This window comes from Mycolicibacterium chengduense, from assembly GCF_033741155.1.
Taxonomy (GTDB): Bacteria; Actinomycetota; Actinomycetes; order Mycobacteriales; family Mycobacteriaceae; genus Mycobacterium.
In genome coordinates this window covers 151,513-170,818 of the sequence record NZ_JAWQNH010000007.1, presented here as the reverse complement: position 1 = coordinate 170,818, position 19,306 = coordinate 151,513, and the positions used below count along the sequence as shown (strand labels likewise).

Here is a 19,306-nt window from a genome sequence, read left to right as displayed (position 1 = left end):
CTCCCCGTCTTGCACACCGGCACCCGTGCCCATACGGTCCCCACTAAGCGATCCGTTAAGCAGACTTAAGCGAAATGGGGCCCGTGCCTTATCAACCCGCGACCGCCGCCACCGTGCCCGACTCGACGGCACGCACCGTCCTCGGGCATCGGCTGCGAGAGGCCCGCGACCGCAGCCGATTGTCGACGCGCGACGTCGCGGCCAGGGCCGGGGTCAGCGCGGGGTTCATCAGCCAGCTCGAGAACGGGAAGTGCGGTGTCTCCGTAGGGGTGCTGAAGCGCATCTCGGCCGCTGTCGGCATTTCCGTCGCCGATCTGCTGTCCGACGAGGCGCCGATCGTCCGGCCCGTGCTCCGAGCGGATGAGCGGCCGGTGTTCTCCAGCGACAGCGGCCTGCGCAAGCTGCTGCTGTCCCGGCCCCCCATCCGTCAGCTCGAGGTCTATGAGGGCACGTTCGATGTCGGTGGCTCGACCGGCTCGGAACCCTACGCACACGACAACGCGCAAGAGATCTTCTACGTTCTTGCCGGCCATATCGAATTATCAGTCGGCTCAGCGACATTCGTGCTCGGGCCGCGTGACAGCGTCGAGTACCTTTCCACGGTTCCGCACCGCGCGGTCAACATCGGCGCGAGTTCGGCTCAGGCCATGTGGATCACCTCGCATTTCACCCCACCGATCGACAACAACCCGCTCAACGCATCACTCGCACACCAGAAGAAGGATTGACAGATGTCTGCTGCCCAGCGAGTCCTGATCACCGGAGGTCACGTGTTCACGCCCGCCGGGATCGTCGAAGAGCCCGTTCTCATCAGCGACGGTGTCATCACCGCGATCGGCGCAGAAGCGCTCACCGGCTCCGGCGCCGTCGTGATCGATGCGGCCGGCGGCCTGGTCTCACCTGGCTTCCAGGACAGCCACATTCACCCGTATCACGCCGGCCTCGACATGATCGCGTGTGACCTGACCCCGTACACCACCGCCGACGGCTACCTCACCCGGATCGCCGAGTACGCCGCCGCCAATCCGGAATTGACCTGGATCAGCGGCGGCGGATGGTCGATGGACTCGTTCCCCGGCGGCCTGCCGACCGCGGCAGCGCTCGACGCCGTAGTCCCCGATCGGCCCGCCTACTTCCCCAACCGCGACGGTCACGGCGCGTGGGTGAACACCAGAGCTCTTGAGCTCGCCGGGATCGACGACACGACGCCCGACCCGTTCGACGGTCGTATCGAACGCGACGCCGACGGACACGCGATCGGCACCCTGCAGGAAGGGGCCATGGCCCTGGTCGCCCGGCACATCCCGCTGCCCACCCAGGACGATCTCGACGAAGCACTGGAGATCGCCCAGCGGCGACTGTTCGCCTGGGGTGTGACGGCCTGGCAGGACGCCATCGTCGGCGCCACCAACGACACCCCGGACTCGCTGGACTCCTACCTTCGCGCCACCGCGTCCGGCAAGCTCAAGGCACACGTGGTCGGTGCGCTGTGGTGGGACCGCAACCGCGGCCTGGAGCAGATTCCCGAACTCCTCGAGAAGCGCGAACGTGCTCTGGCAGCCGGGTTCTCGGCCACGACGGTCAAGATCATGCAGGACGGCGTCGCCGAGAACTTCACGGCGGGCATGCTGGAGCCCTACCTCGATGCGTGCGGCTGCCCCGGCGAGAACATGGGCAAGAGCTTCGTCGATCCGACTACCCTCAAGCAGATCTCGACCGAGCTCGACGCGCTGGGCTTCCAACTGCACTTCCACGCGCTCGGTGACCGCGCCGTTCGCGAGTCGTTGGATGCGATCGAGGCGGCTCGAAATGCGAATGGCGACAAGGATCTTCGCCACACACTGGCGCACATCCAGGTGGTCCATCCTGCCGACGTCCCCCGCTTCGCCGAACTGGGGGTGGTGGCCAACATGCAACCCCTGTGGGCCCGCCACGAAGACCAGATGGACGTGCTCACCATCCCGTTCCTCGGCCGCCGACGGGCGGCGTGGCAATACCCGTTCGGATCACTTCAGCGCGCCGGCGCAGCGCTGGCGTCGGGCAGCGATTGGCCGGTGAGCACCGCGAACCCCCTGGAGATCATCCACACGTCGGTCAACCGCGCTCCCGCCGGAGCGACCGGCCCGTCGTCGCTGCCCTTCCTCGGCGAGCAGGCACTGTCGCTGGCCGATGCGCTCATCGCGCACAGCTTGGGCACGGCCTACCTCAACCACGACGAACAGCGTTCGGGAACCATCGAAGTCGGGAAATCGGGCGACATCGTCATTCTCGACCGGGATATCTTCGCCGCCCCGGTGGCCGAAATCGGTTCCGCCTCGGTCGCGTACACCCTCATCGGCGGTAAGGTCGTCTACGAGGCCGACTCCACCCTGGTGCCGGCATGACCGTGCAAACCGCTGTCGAAGCAGTGCCGCCTGCCACGACGGATGGGTCGGTCGAATTGCACGGGCTTACCAAGGCATACGGCAGCGCCGTTGCCGTCGACAATCTGTCCCTGCACGTGCAGGCCGGTGAATTCCTCAGCCTGCTCGGGCCCAGCGGATGCGGCAAGACGACGACGCTTCGGATGATCGGCGGATTCGAGTTCCCCGACGACGGCACCATCACGATCTCCGGCCGCAACGTCGAGAACCTGCCCCCGCACAAGCGCCCGGTGAACACTGTCTTTCAGGCGTATGCGCTGTTCCCGCATATGAAGGTCGCCGACAACGTCGCCTATGGACTACGCCGGTCCGGGGTGCCGAAAGCCGAGATGTCCGACCGGGTGAGCCGCGCCCTGGACATGGTGCGGATGACGGCATTCGCCAACCGCAAGCCGGCGCAGCTCTCCGGCGGCCAACAACAACGCATCGCGCTGGCCAGGGCGCTGGTCAATCGGCCCGCAGTGGTCCTCCTCGATGAACCGATGAGTGCGCTCGACCGCAAGCTGCGCGAGGAGATGCAGGTCGAGCTGAAGTTGCTGCAGCAGGAACTCGGGACCACCTTCATCTTCGTCACGCACGACCAGGAGGAGGCGCTGTCCATGAGTGACCGGATCGCGGTGATGAACGACGGGCGGATCGAGCAGATCGGCACGGCGTCCGCGGTTTACGACTCACCCGAATCGGCCTTCGTGGCCGATTTCATCGGCCGGCAGAACTCATTCACCGGCACCATCTCGTCCTTCGATCCCACCGGGGTGAACGTTCGGACCGCCGGCCTCTCGCTGTACTCCACCCGCCCGGCCAAGGGCGACGTGCCTGCTGCCGCCGGTGCCGCAGTCACCGCCGCGATCCGGCCGGAGTCGGTGCTCGTCACCGAGCAGGCGGTGACCGAATCGAGCCCCGAATCGAGCACCGCCGGGGTGAACGTCGTCTCCGGCGTGCTGCTCGGTGTTTCCGAGCTGGGCCACAGCCTGCAGTTGGTCGTCCACACCGGCAGCGAGGACAGGATCTTGGCCCGACTGCCCCGCAGTTCGAACCCGCCCACCGAACTCGGTGCCCCCGTCTCCTGCTCGTGGTCCGCCGACGCCGTACGGATCTTCACCTCCTGACCCACGCAGCACCCCGCCACCCCGATCCGAAAGTGATCCCATGAACGAACCCATCCGCGTCCTCGCCCCCAAGGCCCTTGCGAAGTCGCTCAGCCGGCGAACCTTCCTGAGCGGCACCGCGGCCCTCGGAGCGGGGGCCTTGCTCGCCGCGTGCTCCAAGCCGGCAGGCGGTGGCGGATCATCCTCTTCGGGCGCCCTCAACATCTATACCTGGGGCGAGTACGACGATCCGGCCGTGCTCAAGGACTTCACCTCGGCCAAGGGGCCGGCGATCACCCTGGACTCCTATGGTTCCAACCCGGAGATGATCGCCAAACTCAGTGCAGCCAAAGGCACCAGCGGCTATGACATCTGCGTCCCCACCCATTCGTCGATCCAGCAGATGGCAACCGGTGGACTGTTGACCGAACTCGATCACACCAAACTGCCGAATATGAAGAACCTCAACGCTAAGGTCGTGAACACCCCGTTCGACCCTGGCAACAAGTACAGCGTCTGCAAGGACTGGGGTTCGACGGGCTACGTCTACGACACGACCGTCATCAAACGCGATCTGACGTCGTGGGCCGACTTCCTCGACGCGGCACAGAAGGAGGCGTCGGGCAGCATGTCGCTGCTCGAGGACCAGGGCGAGGTGGCCTTCACGTACTTCTACGCCAACGGAATCGACCCGAACACCACCGATCCCGCACACATCGACGCCTACCGGTCGTTCATCCTCGGCAAGATCGCACCCCACGTCCAGGCCTTCGAATCATCGACCAACAACTCGATTTCGTCGTCGGCACGCACCCTGATCCACTGCTGGAACGGCGACGCTCGCCTCGGCATCCTGGGCAACGCCGAGCCGGACCGGTACAAGTGGGTCTGGCCCAGCGAGGGTGCCAACCTGTGGCAGGACAACTGGGCCATCGTCAAGGGGGCCCCGCATGAGGACGCGGCCTACGAGTTCATCAACTACGTGCTGGATCCGACGGTCTCGCTCAAGGAACTCACCTACATCGGCTACAACACCGGCATCCAAGGGATCGAAGAGGCCGCCACGAAAGCCGGCATCAAACGACCCGACATGGTGTTCATCAGCGATCAGATCATGTCGAAACTGATCTACAGCCAGATGACGTCGATGGACGGCAAGATCATCGCCATCTATGACGAGCTCAAGGCGGCGGCGGGCAAGTGACCGTTCTGCAGGAGCCATCGGTGCGCAGTCCCGACAGCGGCGACGGGCCACCCCGGCGGACGCGACCGCGGCTGCCGGGGGGCCTTGGCGCCCTGCCCATCAGCGTGTGGATGGTCCTGTTCTTCGTGCTGCCGTTCGCGCTCGTGGTCTGGTACAGCTTCGGTTACAAGCCGGGTCTGTACACGACCCACGCCAACGACGTACTGTCCTTCGACCGTTACGGCGAGGCGGCGTCACCGGCGTTCTTCGCGATCTTCCTGCGCACCTTGAAGATCGCCGCCCTGGGCACCGCGCTGTGTCTGGTGATCGCCTTCCCCATGGCCTACTGGATGGCCGTCAAGCTACCCGCGCGCTGGCGCGGGGTGGTACTGGCCCTGATCTTGATTCCGTACTGGACGAACTTCCTGGTCCGCACCATCGGCTGGCAGATCTCGCTGAGCCCAGCCGGATTCGTGTCCAAGCTGCTGCAGTGGTTGCACATCACCGACGGACCGCTGCATGTGCTGTACACCTCTGCCGCGGTCCAGCTCGGCGTGGTGTACAACTATCTGCCGTTGATGATCCTGCCCCTCTACGTGGCGCTGGAACGTCTCGATCCCAAGCTGCTGGAGGCCAGTCGCGATCTCGGCGGCACCGCGTGGGATACGTTCCGCTGCATCACGGTTCCACTGGCCGCGCCCGGCGTGATGGCCGGACTGCTCCTGGTCTTCGTGCCGTTGATGGGCGACTACATCACCCCCACGGTTCTCGGCGGCGCCAGCGGAAGCATGGTCGGTCAGATGGTCGCCGCCCAATTCCAGAGTGCGCAGAACTGGGCGCTCGGCTCCGCGATGGCCGTGCTGCTGATGCTCGCCATCTTCGGCACCAGCGCCGTGGTGGGGGGCGTCCTCAAAGTGGCCGGCCGTGTCACCACCGCCATGTCCTCGTTGCGACTGCCCGCAAAGGAGTCCTTGTGATGACCACCAGGCCCAGAATCCGACGCGGTGACGCGATCCTGCACATCTGGGGCGTCCTCGGCCTGCTGTTCTTGTTCTTCCCGATCGTGGTCATCGTCGTCTACTCGTTCAACTCGGGCCGAAACCTGCAGACCTTCGACGGCTTCAGCGTCGAACCCTACGTCGCGGCGCTGACCAACCCGGCGATCACGAATTCGATCTCCGTCTCCTTGATCACCGCCGCGGGTACAGCCGTGGTGGCGACGATTCTCGGCACCTCCGCAGGAATCGCCTTGGCCCGCCGACCGCGATGGTGGGCGCCGGGATTGCTCGCCCTGCTGGGCCTGGTGATGGTGACCCCGGAGATCGTCAGCGCCATCTCGTTGTTGCCCTGGTTCGTCACCCTCGGCATCGACTGGGGCATCACCGGATTCAACATCGGTCAGGTGCGCTTGATCATCGCCAATTCGCTCTTCGCCAGCGCCGTCGTGACCTTCATCGTGCGGGCACGGATGACGGGGATGAACGAGAGCCTGGAGGAGGCGGCCGCCGACCTCTACGCGACCCCGCTGCGCCGCTTCACCGACATCACCCTGCCGCTGATCCGTCCCGCCGTCCTCGCCGGCGCGCTGCTGGCATTCACCCTCAGCCTGGACAACACCGTCGTGTCCTCGTTCGTCTCGGTGGCCGGCTCCACGCCGTGGCCGGTGTACATCTTCGCTTCGCTCAAGGCCGCGTTACGACCCGAGATCGCCGCGATGTCGACGCTGATGCTGGTTCTCACCCTCATCGTCCTCGGCATTGCCGCGCTGATACTCCGTCGCGACCCGACCGGAACAGGTGGCGGCGCAGCGGGTCTCACCGGGGCGATGGTGGGGCGCTGAGCTCGGATTGGCGGCTCGCCGCTCAGGCCGGATTGGCGGCTCGCCGCCGTGCATCCAGCACGTCAACCCCGTCCGTCCGCCACGCCTCGCGCATCGCTTCGGCGCCCTTGAGCCGGACCCAGGCCGCCTCCGTCGGGGTGATCGGCGTGGCGGCGAAGAACCGCACCGGCGACATCGGTTCCGGCAGGTCCAGATCCTCAATTGAGCTGGGGCCCAGCAGGAATGCGGTGAAGGGTGCGCCGTCGAACAGTGGGGCCCCCAAGTCCACCAACGCGTCACCGTCGAGGATCAGGCCCTCGACGGCGGGTGCGGCGGCCAGTACCGCCACCGACTTGGCCAACCCGGTCGGCGTCGGCGCCCGCAGCGAGACCACCACCTCGGCGCGCGGGCCGAGCTGGGAATCGGCCATGAACTCTGTGGGGTCGGTCATCGCGTGACGCGAACAACCAACTGAAACAAAGTGATTCACCCGCTCGGCATCAGGACCGAAGCGCAGCACATCGATCCGGTCGGTGCCCAAGAAGGTGATGCTGGCCTCGCCGGGTTCGCCGGGTACCCCGGCCGCCGTGAAGTGTGCGCTCAGATGAGCGCGGACATCGGCGAGAACGTCTGTCACTCCGCTGCGATCGACAGGTTGGCGCCGGTGGCGGCGTCGAAAATCACCAGCTTGGAAGTATCCAGGGCCAGTTCCGCCTTCTGCCCGGTCTTCACCTCCGACGCGGCAGATACCCGTGCCACGAACTCGTTCACCCCGACCCCAGAGTCGGCGGCCAGCTGAGCCAACTGCGCCGACTGCGCCCCTTCGCCCTCGGTGCGGAAGTGCAGGTACTTCTCGGCGCCCAGCGACTCGACGAGGTCCACCGTCACCTCGAACACGTGGGCCCGAATCCTGGCGTAGGAGTCGATCTGGGCGGCGTCGTCGAAGTGCTCAGGACGCACACCCACGATGAGGTTCGCCCCCTGGTGCTGCGCAAGCCCGGCATGTGTCACCGGGCCTTCGACGGGCAGCGTGATCTCACCGAACGGCAACCGCAAACCGACATCGGTCAGAGTGGCCGGGAAGAAGTTCATCGCCGGCGAGCCGATGAAGCCGGCCACGAACAGGTTCACCGGGCGGTTGTACAGCTCCTCGGGGGTACCGATCTGCTGGACCACGCCGGCCAGCATCACCACCACCCGGTCACCGAGCGTCATCGCCTCGGTCTGGTCATGGGTGACATAGACGGTGGTGGTGCCGAGACGGCTTTGCAGCCGGGCGATCTCGGTGCGCATCTGCACGCGCAGTTTGGCGTCGAGATTGGACAGCGGCTCGTCCATCAGAAACGCTTTGGGGCTGCGCACGATCGCCCGGCCCATGGCCACGCGTTGGCGTTGCCCACCCGACAGCTGCGCCGGCCTGCGGTCCAGAAGTTCGGTCAGGTCGAGGATTTTCGCCGTCTCCTCGACCTTTGTCGCGATCTCGGCCTTCGACAGCTTGGCCAGGGTGAGCGGGAACGCGATGTTCTGCCGCACCGTCATATGCGGATAGAGCGCATACGACTGGAACACCATGGCGATATCGCGGTCCTTGGGCTGCTTCTCGTTGACCCGCTCGCCACCGATGCGCAACTCGCCGGAGGTGATCTCCTCCAGACCCGCGATCATGTTGAGCGTGGTGGACTTTCCGCACCCCGACGGACCCACCAGGATGATGAACTCGCCGTCGTTGATGGTCAGCGAGAAGTCCTGCACTGCCGTCGCACCGCCGGCGTAACTCTTGGTGACGTGGTCCAGAACGATCTCGGCCATGAGCTACCCCTTCACCGCGCCGGAGGTCAACCCGGCCACGATCCGTCGCTGGAAAATCAGAACAAAGATGATGATGGGTACCGTGATGACCATCGCGCCGGCGGCGATGGACCCGGTCGGTTCCTCGAACTGCGAACTACCGGTGAAGTTCGCGATCGCCACGGGCGCCGTGATGGCGCGCTGGGTGGCCGTCAACGACAACGCCAACAGCAGATCGTTCCAGGCAAAAATGAACACCAGGATGCCGGCGGTGACGATGCCCGGCGCGGCCAGCGGGGCGATCACCTTGCGGAACGCCTGGCCCGGCGTGGCGCCATCCATCTTCGCCGCCTTCTCCAGATCCCATGGGATCTCTTTGAAGAACGCGCTCATGGTGTAGATCGCCAGCGGCAGCGCGAAGGTGATGTACGGAATGATCAGACCGGGCCAGGTGTCGAACAGGCCGATCCGGCGTTCGATGTTGAAGATCGGCGTCACCAGCGAGATCTGCGGGAACATCGCGATCAACAGCGCGACGCCGACGAGCAGCTTCTTGCCCGGAAACGCAAGGCGCGCAATCGCATAGGCGGCCATCCCGCCGATGGTCACCGCGATCACGGTGGTAATCAGCCCGATGCCGATCGAGTTGATCAGCGCCGAGGAGAAGATATCTCCGGAGAAGATGGCCTTGTAGTTGTCGAAGGTGATCTGCGACGGAATGAACTTCCCGTCCTTGACCGTTGAGGTCGGCTTCAGCGACAGCGACAGTATCCACAGCACCGGGATCAGCGCATAGAGCACCACCAAGATGTTGACCACGGCCCAGCCGGAGGCGCGGCCGGGGCTGACCCGCTCGCTCATCGCGTCCCCTCCTCGTCAGCGCCCGGCGCGGATGCCCCGAAGATCTTGATATAGATGAACGCGATCACCGCCACGCACAAGAACACCAGCACGCTGATCGCCGAACCGAGCCCGAGATTGAACGCTTTGAACAGGTTGTCGTAACCCAGGATCGATACCGACCCGGTGTCGTTGGCACCGCCGGTCAGCACGTAGATGTTGTCGAAGATCCGGAACGCATCAAGGGTGCGGAACAACAGGGCCACCAAGATCGCCGGTTTGATCATCGGCAGGATCACCCGGACCAACCGCTGCCACGCGCCGGCCCCGTCGACCTGCGCGGCATTGAGCAGATCCTGCGGCACCAGGGCCAGGCCGGCCAACAACAGCAGCGCCATGAATGGCGTCGTCTTCCACACCTCGGCCAACACCACCACGGCCAGCGACGGAATCTGTTCGGTGAGCGGGGCGGTGCCGGTGGGCAGCAGATTGGCCAGATAACCCGTGCCCGGCGTCCACGCGTAGTACCAGCTGTACGACGCCGCGACGGTCACGATGCCGTACGGCACCAGGATGGCGGTGCGCACCAGGCCCTTACCGAAGATCGTCCGGTGCATCACCAGGGCCAGCGCCATGCCGAGGACGAACTCGATGGCCACCGAAACCACGGTGATCGCCAGCGTGATGACGAAAGCCGTCCACCAATAGCGGTCGGTGAGGATGGTGACGTAGTTGTCGATGCCGACGAACTTCGTGTCGTCGGGCGCAGCGAGGTTGTAGCGCTGCAGGCTCAACCAGACCGCGTAGGCGATCGGGTAGGCCGTGACGGCCAGCATCAGCACCACCGCCGGGCTGATCAGCCAGTAGGCCAGCCGCCGCTGGGAGGTGCGGTCGTCGATGGAAGTCACGGGATGAGTCCCTTCCCGTCGATCGCCTGCTGCACCTGGCGGGTCAATTCGTCGGCGGTACGTTCCGGATCGATCGCGTTGATCGGGGCCAGCGTCGCCGAGATCCGCGTCGAGACCGACTGGTACACCGGTGTGGCGGGCCGGACGGCCGCGTTGGTCAGCTGCTGACGGATGATCTCGTACTGCGGGTACTTGGCCTGGAACTGCGGATCGTCGTACAAGGACGCGCGCACGGCGGGCAGCCCGCCCTCGACCGAGGTGTAGCGCTGGTTGTCCACACTGCGCAGGCACCGGATGGCTTCGAACGCCTCGGCCTTGTGCTGAGTGTTACGTCCGACCGCGAGGTTGAGCCCACCCAGCGTCACCCGCGCCTGCTCACCGGGAATCACGGCCGGGTACGGGGCGAAGCCGAACACCTTCTTGCTGGCGTTGTACGCGACGTCGAACTGCTCATCCGTCGGCGAGAACGTACCGACGTCGTTGATGGCACCTTTGAGCGCCGGGTCTTCGTTCAGGGGCAGGAAGCTCACCCCGCCCTTGGTGGCGTTCTCCAGCATGGACGGCAGCACGAACGGCCAGTTGACCTCGAGCGCGGCTTTGCCCTGCTCCAGGGCCAGCCGCGCGGTGCCCTCGTCTGTCTGGGTGATCGACGGATCCGCACCGGGCGCGGTGGCAACCGATTTGATGATCGACAGCGCCTTCACCGTCGCGGCCCGGTGCTCGGGGGTGTCGGTGAGCGTGACGGTCTTGCCGTCATCGGAGAGCACTTGCCCTCCTGCGCTCTGCAGCAAGGTGTTGAACCACACGACCAGGCCCTCGTACTGCTTGGCCTGCACCGCGATCCAGCTGGGGCCGCCCTCGTTGTGCAGCCGGGTGGCCTCGGCCACCATGCCGTCCCAGGTTGGCGGCGGTCCGCTCATCAAATCGGCGCGGTACCAAAGCAGTTGGGTATTGGTGGTGATCGGTGCGGCGTAGAGCTTGTCCTGCCAGCGGGCGGTGGCCAGCGGTCCCGGCAGGGTGTTCGAGGTCGCGTCTGCCTCGGCCTGGCCGGCCGGGTCGTCGGATAACGGCAACGCCCAGCCGGCTTCCGCGAACTCGGCGGTCCACACCACGTCGAGCGCCATCACGTCGAGCGACTTGTCGTTTCCGGTGAGTCGGCGGGCCAACTGCAAACGTTGGTCGTCGGCGCCTTTGGGCAACGAGACCTGCTTGATCGTGAACCGCCCGCCGAGTTGCTCGTTGCACCGTTTGGCGACCGCGGAGAATGTCGCCATCTCGTTTGCCGGCGTGTAGTAGTTGATGACGATCCCGTCATCCTTGGCGCCACAGGCCGAGACCACCGACCCAGCCGTGAGCGCGGCCAATACGGCAGCGCAGAGCCGTCGTGTACGCACTTCGGCCTCCCGTCGGGATCCGGGCGGGAACCTCCCGCGGGCAAACCGTAGAGCTATTCAGACGTGATATGCAACCGTATCCTCGGCGGGTCGCCCACTCAGATCGTCAAGCGCGCCAGCAGATCCCGGCCCTGCTCGGCGCTGGTGGGCTCGCACAGCACGTCGTAGCGACCGGCCACCAACTGTGTTGTCGAACTGAAATCCCTTGTGCCCCTGGCAATTGCATACGGGATGGCGGAGGTGATCAGGCCGAAGAACACGCCTGCAATGAGGCCGGTGACCAGTGAACCCCACGGACTGGGGCTGAAGAAGCCGAGAATCAAGCCGATGAACAGGCCCAACCATGCGCCGGACAGCACACCGCCGCCGAGCACCTTCGGCCAGGTGAGCCGACCGGTGACGCGCTCGACCTGCATCAGGTCGACACCGACGATCGTGACCTGCTCGACCGGAAATTGTTGATCGGAGAGGTAATCCACCGCCCGCTGCGCCTCGGCATACGTCGGGTAGGAGCCGATGGGCCAGCCTTTGGGCGGGGTGGGCAGCGGCGCGGGTCCGCGGCCGCCGGGAGTGGCGCCCGGTCGCTGGCCGGGCTGTAAGGGACCGCTCATTCTGAGTTCTCCTTCATGCGCATGGTGATGCCGCCTCCCAACCTATCGGTATTCGCCCGCGCGTACCGATGCCCGGCGTCTCAGGACGCGCGCAGCTCATCCACACCGCGAGGACCAGCGCATACGCTACGTTTAGCTGCATGAGCGAACCGGGCCAGGACTCAGGCGCGACATCGTCGGGACCATCCGAGACGGGGCCGTCCGAGACGGGACCGTCGGAATCGGGTTCGGCCTCCGAGCCGCAATCGGGCGCCTACGAAGCACCGCCGATCGAGCAGGCCTTCGAACCGGCGCAGCCGCCGCAGGCCCCCGAATATCCCGGATACAGCCAACCGCCCGGCTACGCGGGACCGGCGGGCTACCCGCAGCCGGACTACCAGCAACCGGGCTATGGCCAGCCGGGGCCGCCGCCGAACTATCCCCCACCCGGCTACCCGCCGCACGACTTCCCGCCGAATGGCTACCCGCCGGCCGGGTATCCGCCGCCTGGTGGTTACCCGCCCGCCGGCTACCCGCCTCCGGTCTCCGATGTCGGCGGCTACCCGCCTCCGATGTCCGATGTCGGCGGCTACCCGCCTCCGCCAGGCTTCGGAGCGCCTGGCTACCCCGGCGCCCAGTACGGTGCACCGACTCCGCCTTATGGCACGCCACCGGGTTACCCGCCGGCGGGCTACGGCAGCCCCTACGGCGGCGCTCCGTCGTCGACCAACCCGCTCGCCATCGCCTCACTGGTTGCCTCGGCGATCGGCGTGCTGTGCGGTATCGGTTCGATCATCGGCATCGTGCTCGGCATCGTCGCGCTGAACCAGATCAAGCGGAACAACCAGGGTGGGCATGGGCTGGCGATCGCCGGCATTGCCGTCGGCGCGGTGTCGCTGGTGCTCAGCATGGTGCTGGCAATCACCATGTTCTCGCCGAACACATGACCGAGAACAGCCCGTACAGCTCGCAGACCCCGCCGCCCGATCCGTTCGCCCCGGTCGACTACCCAACCGACCCCAGGTTGCCGCCGCCGGTCTACCCTCCGCCATACCGACCCGAGCCCTATTTCGCCGCACCCGGGTATCCGCCCGTCGGCTACCCGTATCCCGGATACGACCCCTACCGGCAGAAGCCGGTAGGCACCAACGGCAAGGCGATCGCCGCGCTGATCACCGCCATCGGCGGACTGGTGTTCTGCGGCCTGCCGTCAGTAGTCGGGCTGATCCTCGGGGTGATCGCCATGCGTGAGACCCGCCGCACCGGCCAGGACGGCTTCGGCCTGGCGCTGGCCGGCACCATCATCGGCGGACTGGCCACCGCCGGGCTGGTGCTTTACGTGTTGTTGTTCGTGGGCATCATCGCCAGCGGCTGGTCTTACGCGCCGTAGGCGCGCATCGATGAAGTGCCGTAGGCGCGCATCAACAGAGTGCCGTAGGCGCGCATCGGCCTAACCGCCGCCGGCCCTCACGCCTGCGGCGGCTGGAACGGACCCGTCGTCCGCGTCATCCCCGCGGCCCGGCCCTTCCCGGCGATCACCAGCGCCATCTTGCGGCTGGCCTCGTCGATCATCTCGTCACCGAGCATCACCGCGCCGCGTGCTCCGCCGGCCTGCGAGGTGTGCCATTCGTAGGCCTCCAGGATCAGTTCGGCGTGGTCATAGTCGTCCTGCCGCGGGCTGAACACCTCGTTGCCCGCGGCGATCTGATCGGGGTGCAGCACCCACTTACCGTCGTATCCGAGTGCGGCGACGCGGCCCGCAATCCGCCGGAATGCGTCGGTGTCCCGCACCTTCAGATATGGACCGTCGATGGCGTTGATCCCGTGCGTGCGGGCGGCCACCAGGATCGTCATCAGGACATGGTGATGGGCGTCGCCGACGTCGTAGCCCTCGGGCTGTTCTCCCACCACGAGCGTGCGCATGTTGAGGCTGGCCATCATGTCCGCCGGCCCGAGGACGAGCGCCTGTACCCGGGGTGCCGCAGCAATCTCGTTCACATGGGTCAGCCCGGCGGCATTTTCGATCTGCGCCTCGATGCCGATGCGGCCCACCGGAAGTCCATGGGTCAGCTCCAGCTGGGTCAGCAGCAGATCCAGTGCCCGTACGTGGGTGGCGTCGGTCACCTTGGGCAGCACCACGATGTCCAGGTGGGCGCCCGCAGAGCCCACGACCTCGATGATGTCGGCATGGGTCCACGGCGTGGTCCAGTCGTTGACCCGCACACCGCGTAACTGCCCGGCCCAGCCGGGTTCGGCCAGCGCCGCGGCCACCCTGGTGCGGGCGGCCGCCTTGGCCTCGGGCGCGACCGCGTCTTCGAGGTCGAGGAACACCTGGTCGGCGGCCAGTGTCTTGGCCTTCTGAATCATCTTGTCGCTACTGCCCGGAACCGAGAGGCACGTTCGGCGGGGGCGATACAGGTTGTCCACACTGTCACTCTCTACGCTTGCGGTCATGGCGGCGGTCAACCGGGTCTATGCGGCCCGACTTGCGGGGATGGTGGTGCTCGGCCCGGACGGCGAGTCCATCGGCCGCGTGCGCGATGTGGTGGTGAGCATCAGCGTTGTCCGTCAACAACCCCGCGTTCTCGGACTCGTCGTCGAATTGCTCACGCGCAGAAGGATTTTCGTTCCGATCCTGCGGGTCACCGCGATCGAGCCGAACGCGGTGACCCTGAGCAGCGGCAACGTGTCCGTCCGCCGGTTCTCCCAGCGCCCCGGAGAGGTACTGGTGCTTGGCCAAGTGCTGGACACGCGGGTGCGCGTGCACGACCCGGAACTCGAAATGCTCAGCGGCACCGATGTCGTCGTCGTCGACCTCGGGATCGAACAGGTGCGCTCGCGGGACTGGATGGTGACGAAGGTCGCGGTCCGCAACCACCGACGGCTCGGCCGCCGCACCACCATGCACATCGTCGATTGGCAGGACGTCAGCGGTCTGACCCCGTCGGCGTTGAACCTGCCCGGCCAGGGGGTGGCGCAGCTGCTCGCGCAGTTCGAGGGGCAGCGTCCCATCGAGGTCGCCGACGCCATCCGCGAGCTGCCGGCCAAGCGTCGCTACGAGGTGATCGCCGCCCTCGGCGATGAGCGCCTCGCCGACATCCTGCAGGAGTTGCCCGAGAGCGAACAGGCCGAGCTGCTCGAACAGCTCGACACCGAACGCGCCGCCGATGTGCTCGAGGAGATGGACCCCGACGACGCAGCCGACCTGCTCGGTGAGCTGGACGCCAAACGCGCCGAGATCCTGTTGGCGCGGATGGACCCGGAGGACTCCGAGCCGGTGCGCCGCCTGCTGCAGCATTCCCCCGACACCGCGGGTGGTCTGATGACCTCGGACCCGGTGGTGCTGGCCCCCGACACCACCGTGGCCGAGGCACTGGCCAGGATCCGCGACCCCGACCTCACCCCGGCGCTGGCCTCCCTGGCGTTCGTCGTGCGACCGCCGACGGCCACGCCGACCGGCCGTTACCTGGGCTGCGTCCACCTGCAGCGACTGTTGCGCGAACCGCCGGCCTCACTGGTCAGCGGCATCGTCGACAAGAACCTGCCCAGTCTCACGCCGGAATCGTCGTTGGCCGCCGTGACGCGATACTTCGCCGCCTACAACCTGGTGTGTGGGCCGGTGGTCGACGAGGAGAGCCACTTGCTGGGGGCGGTGTCGGTGGACGACGTGCTCGATCACCTGCTGCCGCACGACTGGCGGGTCAGCGCCGATGAGCCCGAGTTGGGGGCCACCCCATGAGTGACCGCATCGACACCCCGCAGGTGTCGCGGTGGCGGCTGGCGCCGCGTATCGATATCGAGGCCGTCGGTCAGTACAGCGAGTCGCTGGCCCGGTTCCTGGGCACCGGCCGCTACCTCGCGATCCAGACGGTTTTCGTCGTCGTGTGGATCTGCCTGAATCTGTTCGCGGTCGGGCTGCAGTGGGATCCGTATCCGTTCATCCTGCTCAACCTGGCCTTCTCCACCCAGGCCGCGTACGCCGCACCGCTGATCCTGCTGGCCCAGAACCGGCAGGAGAACCGGGACCGGGTGGCGCTCGAAGAAGACCGCAGGCGCGCCGAACAGACCAAGGCCGATACCGAGTTCCTGGCCCGGGAGCTGGCCGCGCTGCGGTTGGCGGTGGGCGAGGTGGCCACCCGGGACTACCTGCGGCACGAATTGGAGGATCTGCGCGACATGCTCGTCGAGTTGGTCCCGCCGAAGGGCAAGAAGAAGAGCAAACACGCCCCGGCGGTGGGCGAGGCGGAGAACACCCCGGCCGACGCGAACATTTCGGACGGCAATAGCTGACCATTGCCGCACCACAGCGATCATCGAATGGGTATGGTGACTTGGTTCACAACCAAGTCGGGCACCGCATAACTAGGACGGTTGAGTGGTCAAAGGGGGAGGCGCCGCCCTCGCCGCAGTGCGGCGCCGAGCAGGTCGAGCCGTCAGCAAGCCCGTATTCGGTATCGCGGTGCTCACGCCGGTCGTCCTCGCCGTCAGCGTGGGCGCCTCGGCACCGTCGATCAAGCCGGTGCGCGACACGACGGTCACCACGTTGGCCGCCGTCGGACCCGTGGCGCCCGACGATTCCGGGCCCTCGATCGTCGCGGCGTTCAAGACGCCGCGCCCGTTTCACGTCGCGGGCGGTGCGCTGTCGTCCCCCCCGCCGTCACTTTTGATCAATGCCCCTGGCGGCCTTCGGATTCCGAGCATCGCCCTGAACGCCTACCGCAATGCCGAACGGATGATGGCGGCAGCGCAGCCCGGCTGCGGGATGAGTTGGAACATCCTGGCCGGCATCGGGCGGATCGAGTCCATGCACGCCAACGGCGGTTCGACCGATGCCGAAGGCACCGCGGTGCGGCCGATCTACGGTCCGGCACTGGACGGCACGCTGCCCGGCAACGAGATCATCGTGCAGAGCCGCAGCAACGACCGCACTACCTATGCGCGCGCCATGGGCCCGATGCAGTTCCTGCCCGGCACCTGGTCGCGCTATGCCGCCGACGGCAACGGTGACGGCAAAGCCGATGTGCAGAACGTGTTCGACGCGACCCTGGCCGCGGCCCGCTACCTGTGCAGCGGTGGGTTGAACATGCGCGATCCCAACCAGGTGATGACGGCGATCCTGCGCTACAACAACTCGGTCGCCTACGCCCAGAATGTGCTCGGCTGGGCGCGCGCCTATGCCACCGGTGTGGTGCCGGTGAACCTGCCGCCCATCACCGGACCGATCCCCCCGCTGGGCGATGCGCACCTCGATGCCAACCCGGAGGGCATCGGGCCGGGGCTGCCACTCAATGCCATCAGCCTGCCTGCCGGTGACCCGCTGGCGCTCACCCCGATCTTCGACGTGGGCCGCACCGACGTCGCCAGCCAGCTGCCCACCGCACCGGGCCCCGGCGCCGTGGCACCGCAGCAGAACTGCGCGGTGTTCTGCATCGGCCAGAACGTCCCGGCTCCGGAACCGACCGCTCCCCCGGCGCCCTTCAACCCGTTCGCGCCGCCCCCGGAGGCGGTGCCCGTACCGGCGCCGGCGGCACCACCGGCGCCCATCGTGCCGATCGCGCCCCCGCCGGTGCCTAATGTGGCGGCTCAGCCGCCGGTCTTCAACCCGTTCGCGCCGCCCCCGCCCCCGCCACCCGCGCCTGCACCCGTACCGGCGCCGGTCCCGTTGGGCCCCGCGCCCGGCCCCGCGGCCTGAGCGGCCTGACCCGTTCCGGGGTTCGCCGGCTCGCGGCCTAGACTCGCGGGTGATGTCTGCGAACAATGACCTGGCCGCGGCGGTCCGCTCCGCGTTGAGCAAGGTGATCGACCCCGAACTGCGCCGTCCGATCACCGAGGTCGGCATGGTCAAGAACGTCACCATCGACGGTGACTCCGGCGTGCACGTCGAGGTGTACCTGACCACCTCGGCCTGCCCGAAGAAGAACGAGATTGTCGACCGGGTGACCGCAGCGGTGACCGATGTGCCGGGCACCGGCGCGGTCAAGGTCAGCCTCGACGTCATGAACGACGAGCAGCGCGCCGAGTTGCGCAAGCTGCTGCGCGGCGACTCCCGCGAACCCGTCATCCCCTTCGCCCAGCCCAATTCGCTGACGAGGGTCTACGCGGTGGCATCCGGCAAGGGCGGGGTCGGCAAGTCCAGTGTGACGGTGAACCTGGCCGCCGCGCTGGCCGCCCGCGGTCTGTCGGTGGGCGTACTGGACGCCGATATCTACGGCCATTCGGTGCCCCGCATGATGGGCGTGACCGACCGGCCCACGCAGGTGGATTCGATGATCCTGCCGCCGATCGCGCACGAGGTGAAGGTCATCTCGATCGCGATGTTCACCCAGGGCAACACCCCGGTGGTGTGGCGTGGGCCGATGCTGCACCGGGCGCTGCAGCAGTTCCTCGCCGACGTGTACTGGGGCGACCTTGACGTACTCCTGCTCGACCTGCCGCCGGGCACCGGCGATATCGCGATCTCGGTGTCGCAGCTGATTCCGGGTGCGGAGATTCTGGTGGTCACCACCCCGCAGTCGGCAGCCGCCGAGGTCGCCGAACGCGCCGGGGCGATTGCCCTGCAGACCCGACAGCGCATCGTCGGCGTGGTGGAGAACATGGCCGGCCTGACCCTGCCCGACGGGACCACGATGCAGATCTTCGGCGAAGGCGGTGGCCGTCAGGTCGCCGAATCGCTGACCCGTTCGGTGGGTGCCGACGTGCCGCTGCTGGGCCAGGTCCCGCTGGACCCGGCGCTGGTGGATGCCGGGGACACCGGGGTGCCGTTGGTGCTTTCGGCCCCGGACTCGGTGGCGGCAAAAGAACTGCGCAAGATCGCCGACGCGCTCGGGGCCCGCAAACGCGGGCTGGCCGGGATGTCGCTGGGGCTGGACCCCGCGGGCCGCTAGGTCGCGTCGCTGTCGAACTTGGTGACACCCGGCTCAGCGGCCGGGGGTTCCTCGACCGGCGTAGGCGGGTTCGGCGACACCGGCTTGGTGGGCGAGTCGAAATTGCCCGTCAGGAACGAGTCATCACCGTCGAGCAGGTGTTTGGTCAGCGCCGCGCGCGGCGTCATACCGCGCAGCTTCTGCAGCTCTGACAGCGGTTCGCGCAGGTCGTCGAACTCCGGCCCGAGATCCTGCCGCAGTTGACTCGTCGCCCCGCTCAGGTACTCGCGGGCCTGGCGCAGCGTGCTCGCCGTCCACCGGATGGCACCGGGCAGCCGCTCGGGCCCCAGGATCACCAAACCGGCGATCACCAGGATGAGCATCTCGCCCCAGCCGACGTTCGCGAACAC

20 protein-coding genes are annotated in these 19,306 nt (G+C 66.9%); 12 read left to right on the top strand and 8 right to left on the bottom strand.

Going from position 1 to position 19,306, the window contains the following annotated elements:
- Positions 1-83 precede the first annotated feature (83 nt).
- From SBI67_RS25225 to SBI67_RS25200, 6 genes are read left to right on the top strand one after another with little or no spacing between them, the layout of a single operon-like run.
- Entirely contained in the window at positions 84-728 is a 645-nt protein-coding gene (locus SBI67_RS25225; RefSeq protein ID WP_318983204.1) for a helix-turn-helix domain-containing protein, read from the top strand.
- Between the two features lie 3 nt (positions 729-731).
- Positions 732-2,384: an amidohydrolase gene (locus SBI67_RS25220; RefSeq protein ID WP_318983203.1), complete on the top strand. Its 1,653-nt coding sequence runs from the start codon at positions 732-734 to the stop codon at positions 2,382-2,384.
- Positions 2,381-3,532, top strand: a complete 1,152-nt coding sequence (locus SBI67_RS25215; protein ID WP_318983202.1) for an ABC transporter ATP-binding protein — start codon at positions 2,381-2,383, stop codon at positions 3,530-3,532. The genes SBI67_RS25220 and SBI67_RS25215 overlap by 4 nt, the downstream gene beginning before the upstream one ends.
- A 40-nt stretch (positions 3,533-3,572) precedes the next feature.
- Entirely contained in the window at positions 3,573-4,715 is a 1,143-nt protein-coding gene (locus tag SBI67_RS25210; protein ID WP_318983201.1) for a polyamine ABC transporter substrate-binding protein, read from the top strand.
- Positions 4,712-5,671, top strand: coding sequence for an ABC transporter permease (locus tag SBI67_RS25205; RefSeq protein WP_318983200.1), 960 nt, complete (start codon positions 4,712-4,714; stop codon positions 5,669-5,671). Before SBI67_RS25210 ends, SBI67_RS25205 begins: the two co-directional genes overlap by 4 nt.
- Entirely contained in the window at positions 5,671-6,534 is an 864-nt protein-coding gene (locus SBI67_RS25200) for an ABC transporter permease (RefSeq protein ID WP_318983199.1), read from the top strand. The genes SBI67_RS25205 and SBI67_RS25200 overlap by 1 nt, the downstream gene beginning before the upstream one ends.
- Positions 6,535-6,556: 22 nt before the next feature.
- On the opposite strand, the gene SBI67_RS25195 is transcribed toward SBI67_RS25200, so the two are convergent.
- The 6 genes from SBI67_RS25195 to SBI67_RS25170 form a co-directional block, all read right to left on the bottom strand.
- On the bottom strand, positions 6,557-7,150 hold the full coding sequence (locus SBI67_RS25195) for a suppressor of fused domain protein (RefSeq protein WP_318983198.1): 594 nt from the start codon (positions 7,148-7,150) through the stop codon (positions 6,557-6,559).
- Positions 7,147-8,322, bottom strand: coding sequence for an ABC transporter ATP-binding protein (locus SBI67_RS25190; RefSeq protein ID WP_318983197.1), 1,176 nt, complete (start codon positions 8,320-8,322; stop codon positions 7,147-7,149). The genes SBI67_RS25195 and SBI67_RS25190 overlap by 4 nt, the downstream gene beginning before the upstream one ends.
- A 3-nt stretch (positions 8,323-8,325) precedes the next feature.
- Complete coding sequence (locus SBI67_RS25185; protein WP_318983196.1) at positions 8,326-9,162, bottom strand: carbohydrate ABC transporter permease; 837 nt, start codon at positions 9,160-9,162, stop codon at positions 8,326-8,328.
- Entirely contained in the window at positions 9,159-10,049 is an 891-nt protein-coding gene (locus tag SBI67_RS25180; RefSeq protein ID WP_318983195.1) for a carbohydrate ABC transporter permease, read from the bottom strand. The genes SBI67_RS25185 and SBI67_RS25180 overlap by 4 nt, the downstream gene beginning before the upstream one ends.
- On the bottom strand, positions 10,046-11,443 hold the full coding sequence (locus SBI67_RS25175; protein ID WP_318983194.1) for an ABC transporter substrate-binding protein: 1,398 nt from the start codon (positions 11,441-11,443) through the stop codon (positions 10,046-10,048). The genes SBI67_RS25180 and SBI67_RS25175 overlap by 4 nt, the downstream gene beginning before the upstream one ends.
- A gap of 98 nt (positions 11,444-11,541) precedes the next feature.
- Positions 11,542-12,054 (bottom strand): YflT domain-containing protein, encoded by a 513-nt coding sequence (locus tag SBI67_RS25170; RefSeq protein WP_318983193.1) that lies wholly within the window; start codon positions 12,052-12,054, stop codon positions 11,542-11,544.
- A 140-nt stretch (positions 12,055-12,194) separates the two neighbouring features.
- On the opposite strand from SBI67_RS25170, the gene SBI67_RS25165 reads away from it, so the two are divergent.
- Entirely contained in the window at positions 12,195-12,980 is a 786-nt protein-coding gene (locus SBI67_RS25165; protein WP_318983192.1) for a DUF4190 domain-containing protein, read from the top strand.
- Positions 12,977-13,423: a DUF4190 domain-containing protein gene (locus tag SBI67_RS25160; RefSeq protein WP_318983191.1), complete on the top strand. Its 447-nt coding sequence runs from the start codon at positions 12,977-12,979 to the stop codon at positions 13,421-13,423. The genes SBI67_RS25165 and SBI67_RS25160 overlap by 4 nt, the downstream gene beginning before the upstream one ends.
- A 77-nt stretch (positions 13,424-13,500) precedes the next feature.
- On the opposite strand, the gene SBI67_RS25155 is transcribed toward SBI67_RS25160, so the two are convergent.
- The gene (locus tag SBI67_RS25155) at positions 13,501-14,460 is read right to left on the bottom strand and encodes an HpcH/HpaI aldolase/citrate lyase family protein (protein ID WP_318983336.1); all 960 of its coding nucleotides are present in this window, start codon (positions 14,458-14,460) and stop codon (positions 13,501-13,503) included.
- A gap of 25 nt (positions 14,461-14,485) precedes the next feature.
- On the opposite strand from SBI67_RS25155, the gene SBI67_RS25150 reads away from it, so the two are divergent.
- From SBI67_RS25150 to SBI67_RS25135, 4 genes are all read left to right on the top strand, one after another.
- Entirely contained in the window at positions 14,486-15,772 is a 1,287-nt protein-coding gene (locus SBI67_RS25150) for a magnesium transporter MgtE N-terminal domain-containing protein (RefSeq protein WP_318983190.1), read from the top strand.
- Positions 15,769-16,323 carry a DUF1003 domain-containing protein gene (locus tag SBI67_RS25145; RefSeq protein WP_318983189.1) on the top strand — a complete coding sequence of 185 codons (555 nt, stop codon included), beginning with the start codon at positions 15,769-15,771 and terminating at the stop codon, positions 16,321-16,323. The genes SBI67_RS25150 and SBI67_RS25145 overlap by 4 nt, the downstream gene beginning before the upstream one ends.
- 85 nt (positions 16,324-16,408) lie before the next feature.
- Positions 16,409-17,725, top strand: a complete 1,317-nt coding sequence (locus SBI67_RS25140; RefSeq protein WP_318983188.1) for a lytic transglycosylase domain-containing protein — start codon at positions 16,409-16,411, stop codon at positions 17,723-17,725.
- 52 nt (positions 17,726-17,777) lie between these two features.
- Entirely contained in the window at positions 17,778-18,917 is a 1,140-nt protein-coding gene (locus SBI67_RS25135) for an Mrp/NBP35 family ATP-binding protein (protein ID WP_318983187.1), read from the top strand.
- On the opposite strand, the gene tatB is transcribed toward SBI67_RS25135, so the two are convergent.
- Complete coding sequence (gene tatB / locus SBI67_RS25130) at positions 18,914-19,306, bottom strand: Sec-independent protein translocase protein TatB (RefSeq protein ID WP_318983186.1); 393 nt, start codon at positions 19,304-19,306, stop codon at positions 18,914-18,916. The genes SBI67_RS25135 and tatB overlap by 4 nt on opposite strands.

Bases quoted from the DNA above. Each gene is read 5' to 3' on its own strand.
- SBI67_RS25220 (WP_318983203.1), top strand. From the start codon at position 732: ATGTCTGCTGCCCAGCGAGTCCTGATCACCGGAGGTCACGTGTTCACG.
- SBI67_RS25215 (WP_318983202.1), top strand. From the start codon at position 2,381: ATGACCGTGCAAACCGCTGTCGAAGCAGTGCCGCCTGCCACGACGGAT.
- SBI67_RS25210 (WP_318983201.1), top strand. From the start codon at position 3,573: ATGAACGAACCCATCCGCGTCCTCGCCCCCAAGGCCCTTGCGAAGTCG.
- SBI67_RS25200 (WP_318983199.1), top strand. From the start codon at position 5,671: ATGACCACCAGGCCCAGAATCCGACGCGGTGACGCGATCCTGCACATC.
- SBI67_RS25190 (WP_318983197.1), bottom strand. From the start codon at position 8,322: ATGGCCGAGATCGTTCTGGACCACGTCACCAAGAGTTACGCCGGCGGT.
- SBI67_RS25185 (WP_318983196.1), bottom strand. From the start codon at position 9,162: ATGAGCGAGCGGGTCAGCCCCGGCCGCGCCTCCGGCTGGGCCGTGGTC.
- SBI67_RS25170 (WP_318983193.1), bottom strand. From the start codon at position 12,054: ATGAGCGGTCCCTTACAGCCCGGCCAGCGACCGGGCGCCACTCCCGGC.
- SBI67_RS25165 (WP_318983192.1), top strand. From the start codon at position 12,195: ATGAGCGAACCGGGCCAGGACTCAGGCGCGACATCGTCGGGACCATCC.
- SBI67_RS25160 (WP_318983191.1), top strand. From the start codon at position 12,977: ATGACCGAGAACAGCCCGTACAGCTCGCAGACCCCGCCGCCCGATCCG.
- SBI67_RS25150 (WP_318983190.1), top strand. From the start codon at position 14,486: ATGGCGGCGGTCAACCGGGTCTATGCGGCCCGACTTGCGGGGATGGTG.
- SBI67_RS25145 (WP_318983189.1), top strand. From the start codon at position 15,769: ATGAGTGACCGCATCGACACCCCGCAGGTGTCGCGGTGGCGGCTGGCG.
- SBI67_RS25135 (WP_318983187.1), top strand. From the start codon at position 17,778: ATGTCTGCGAACAATGACCTGGCCGCGGCGGTCCGCTCCGCGTTGAGC.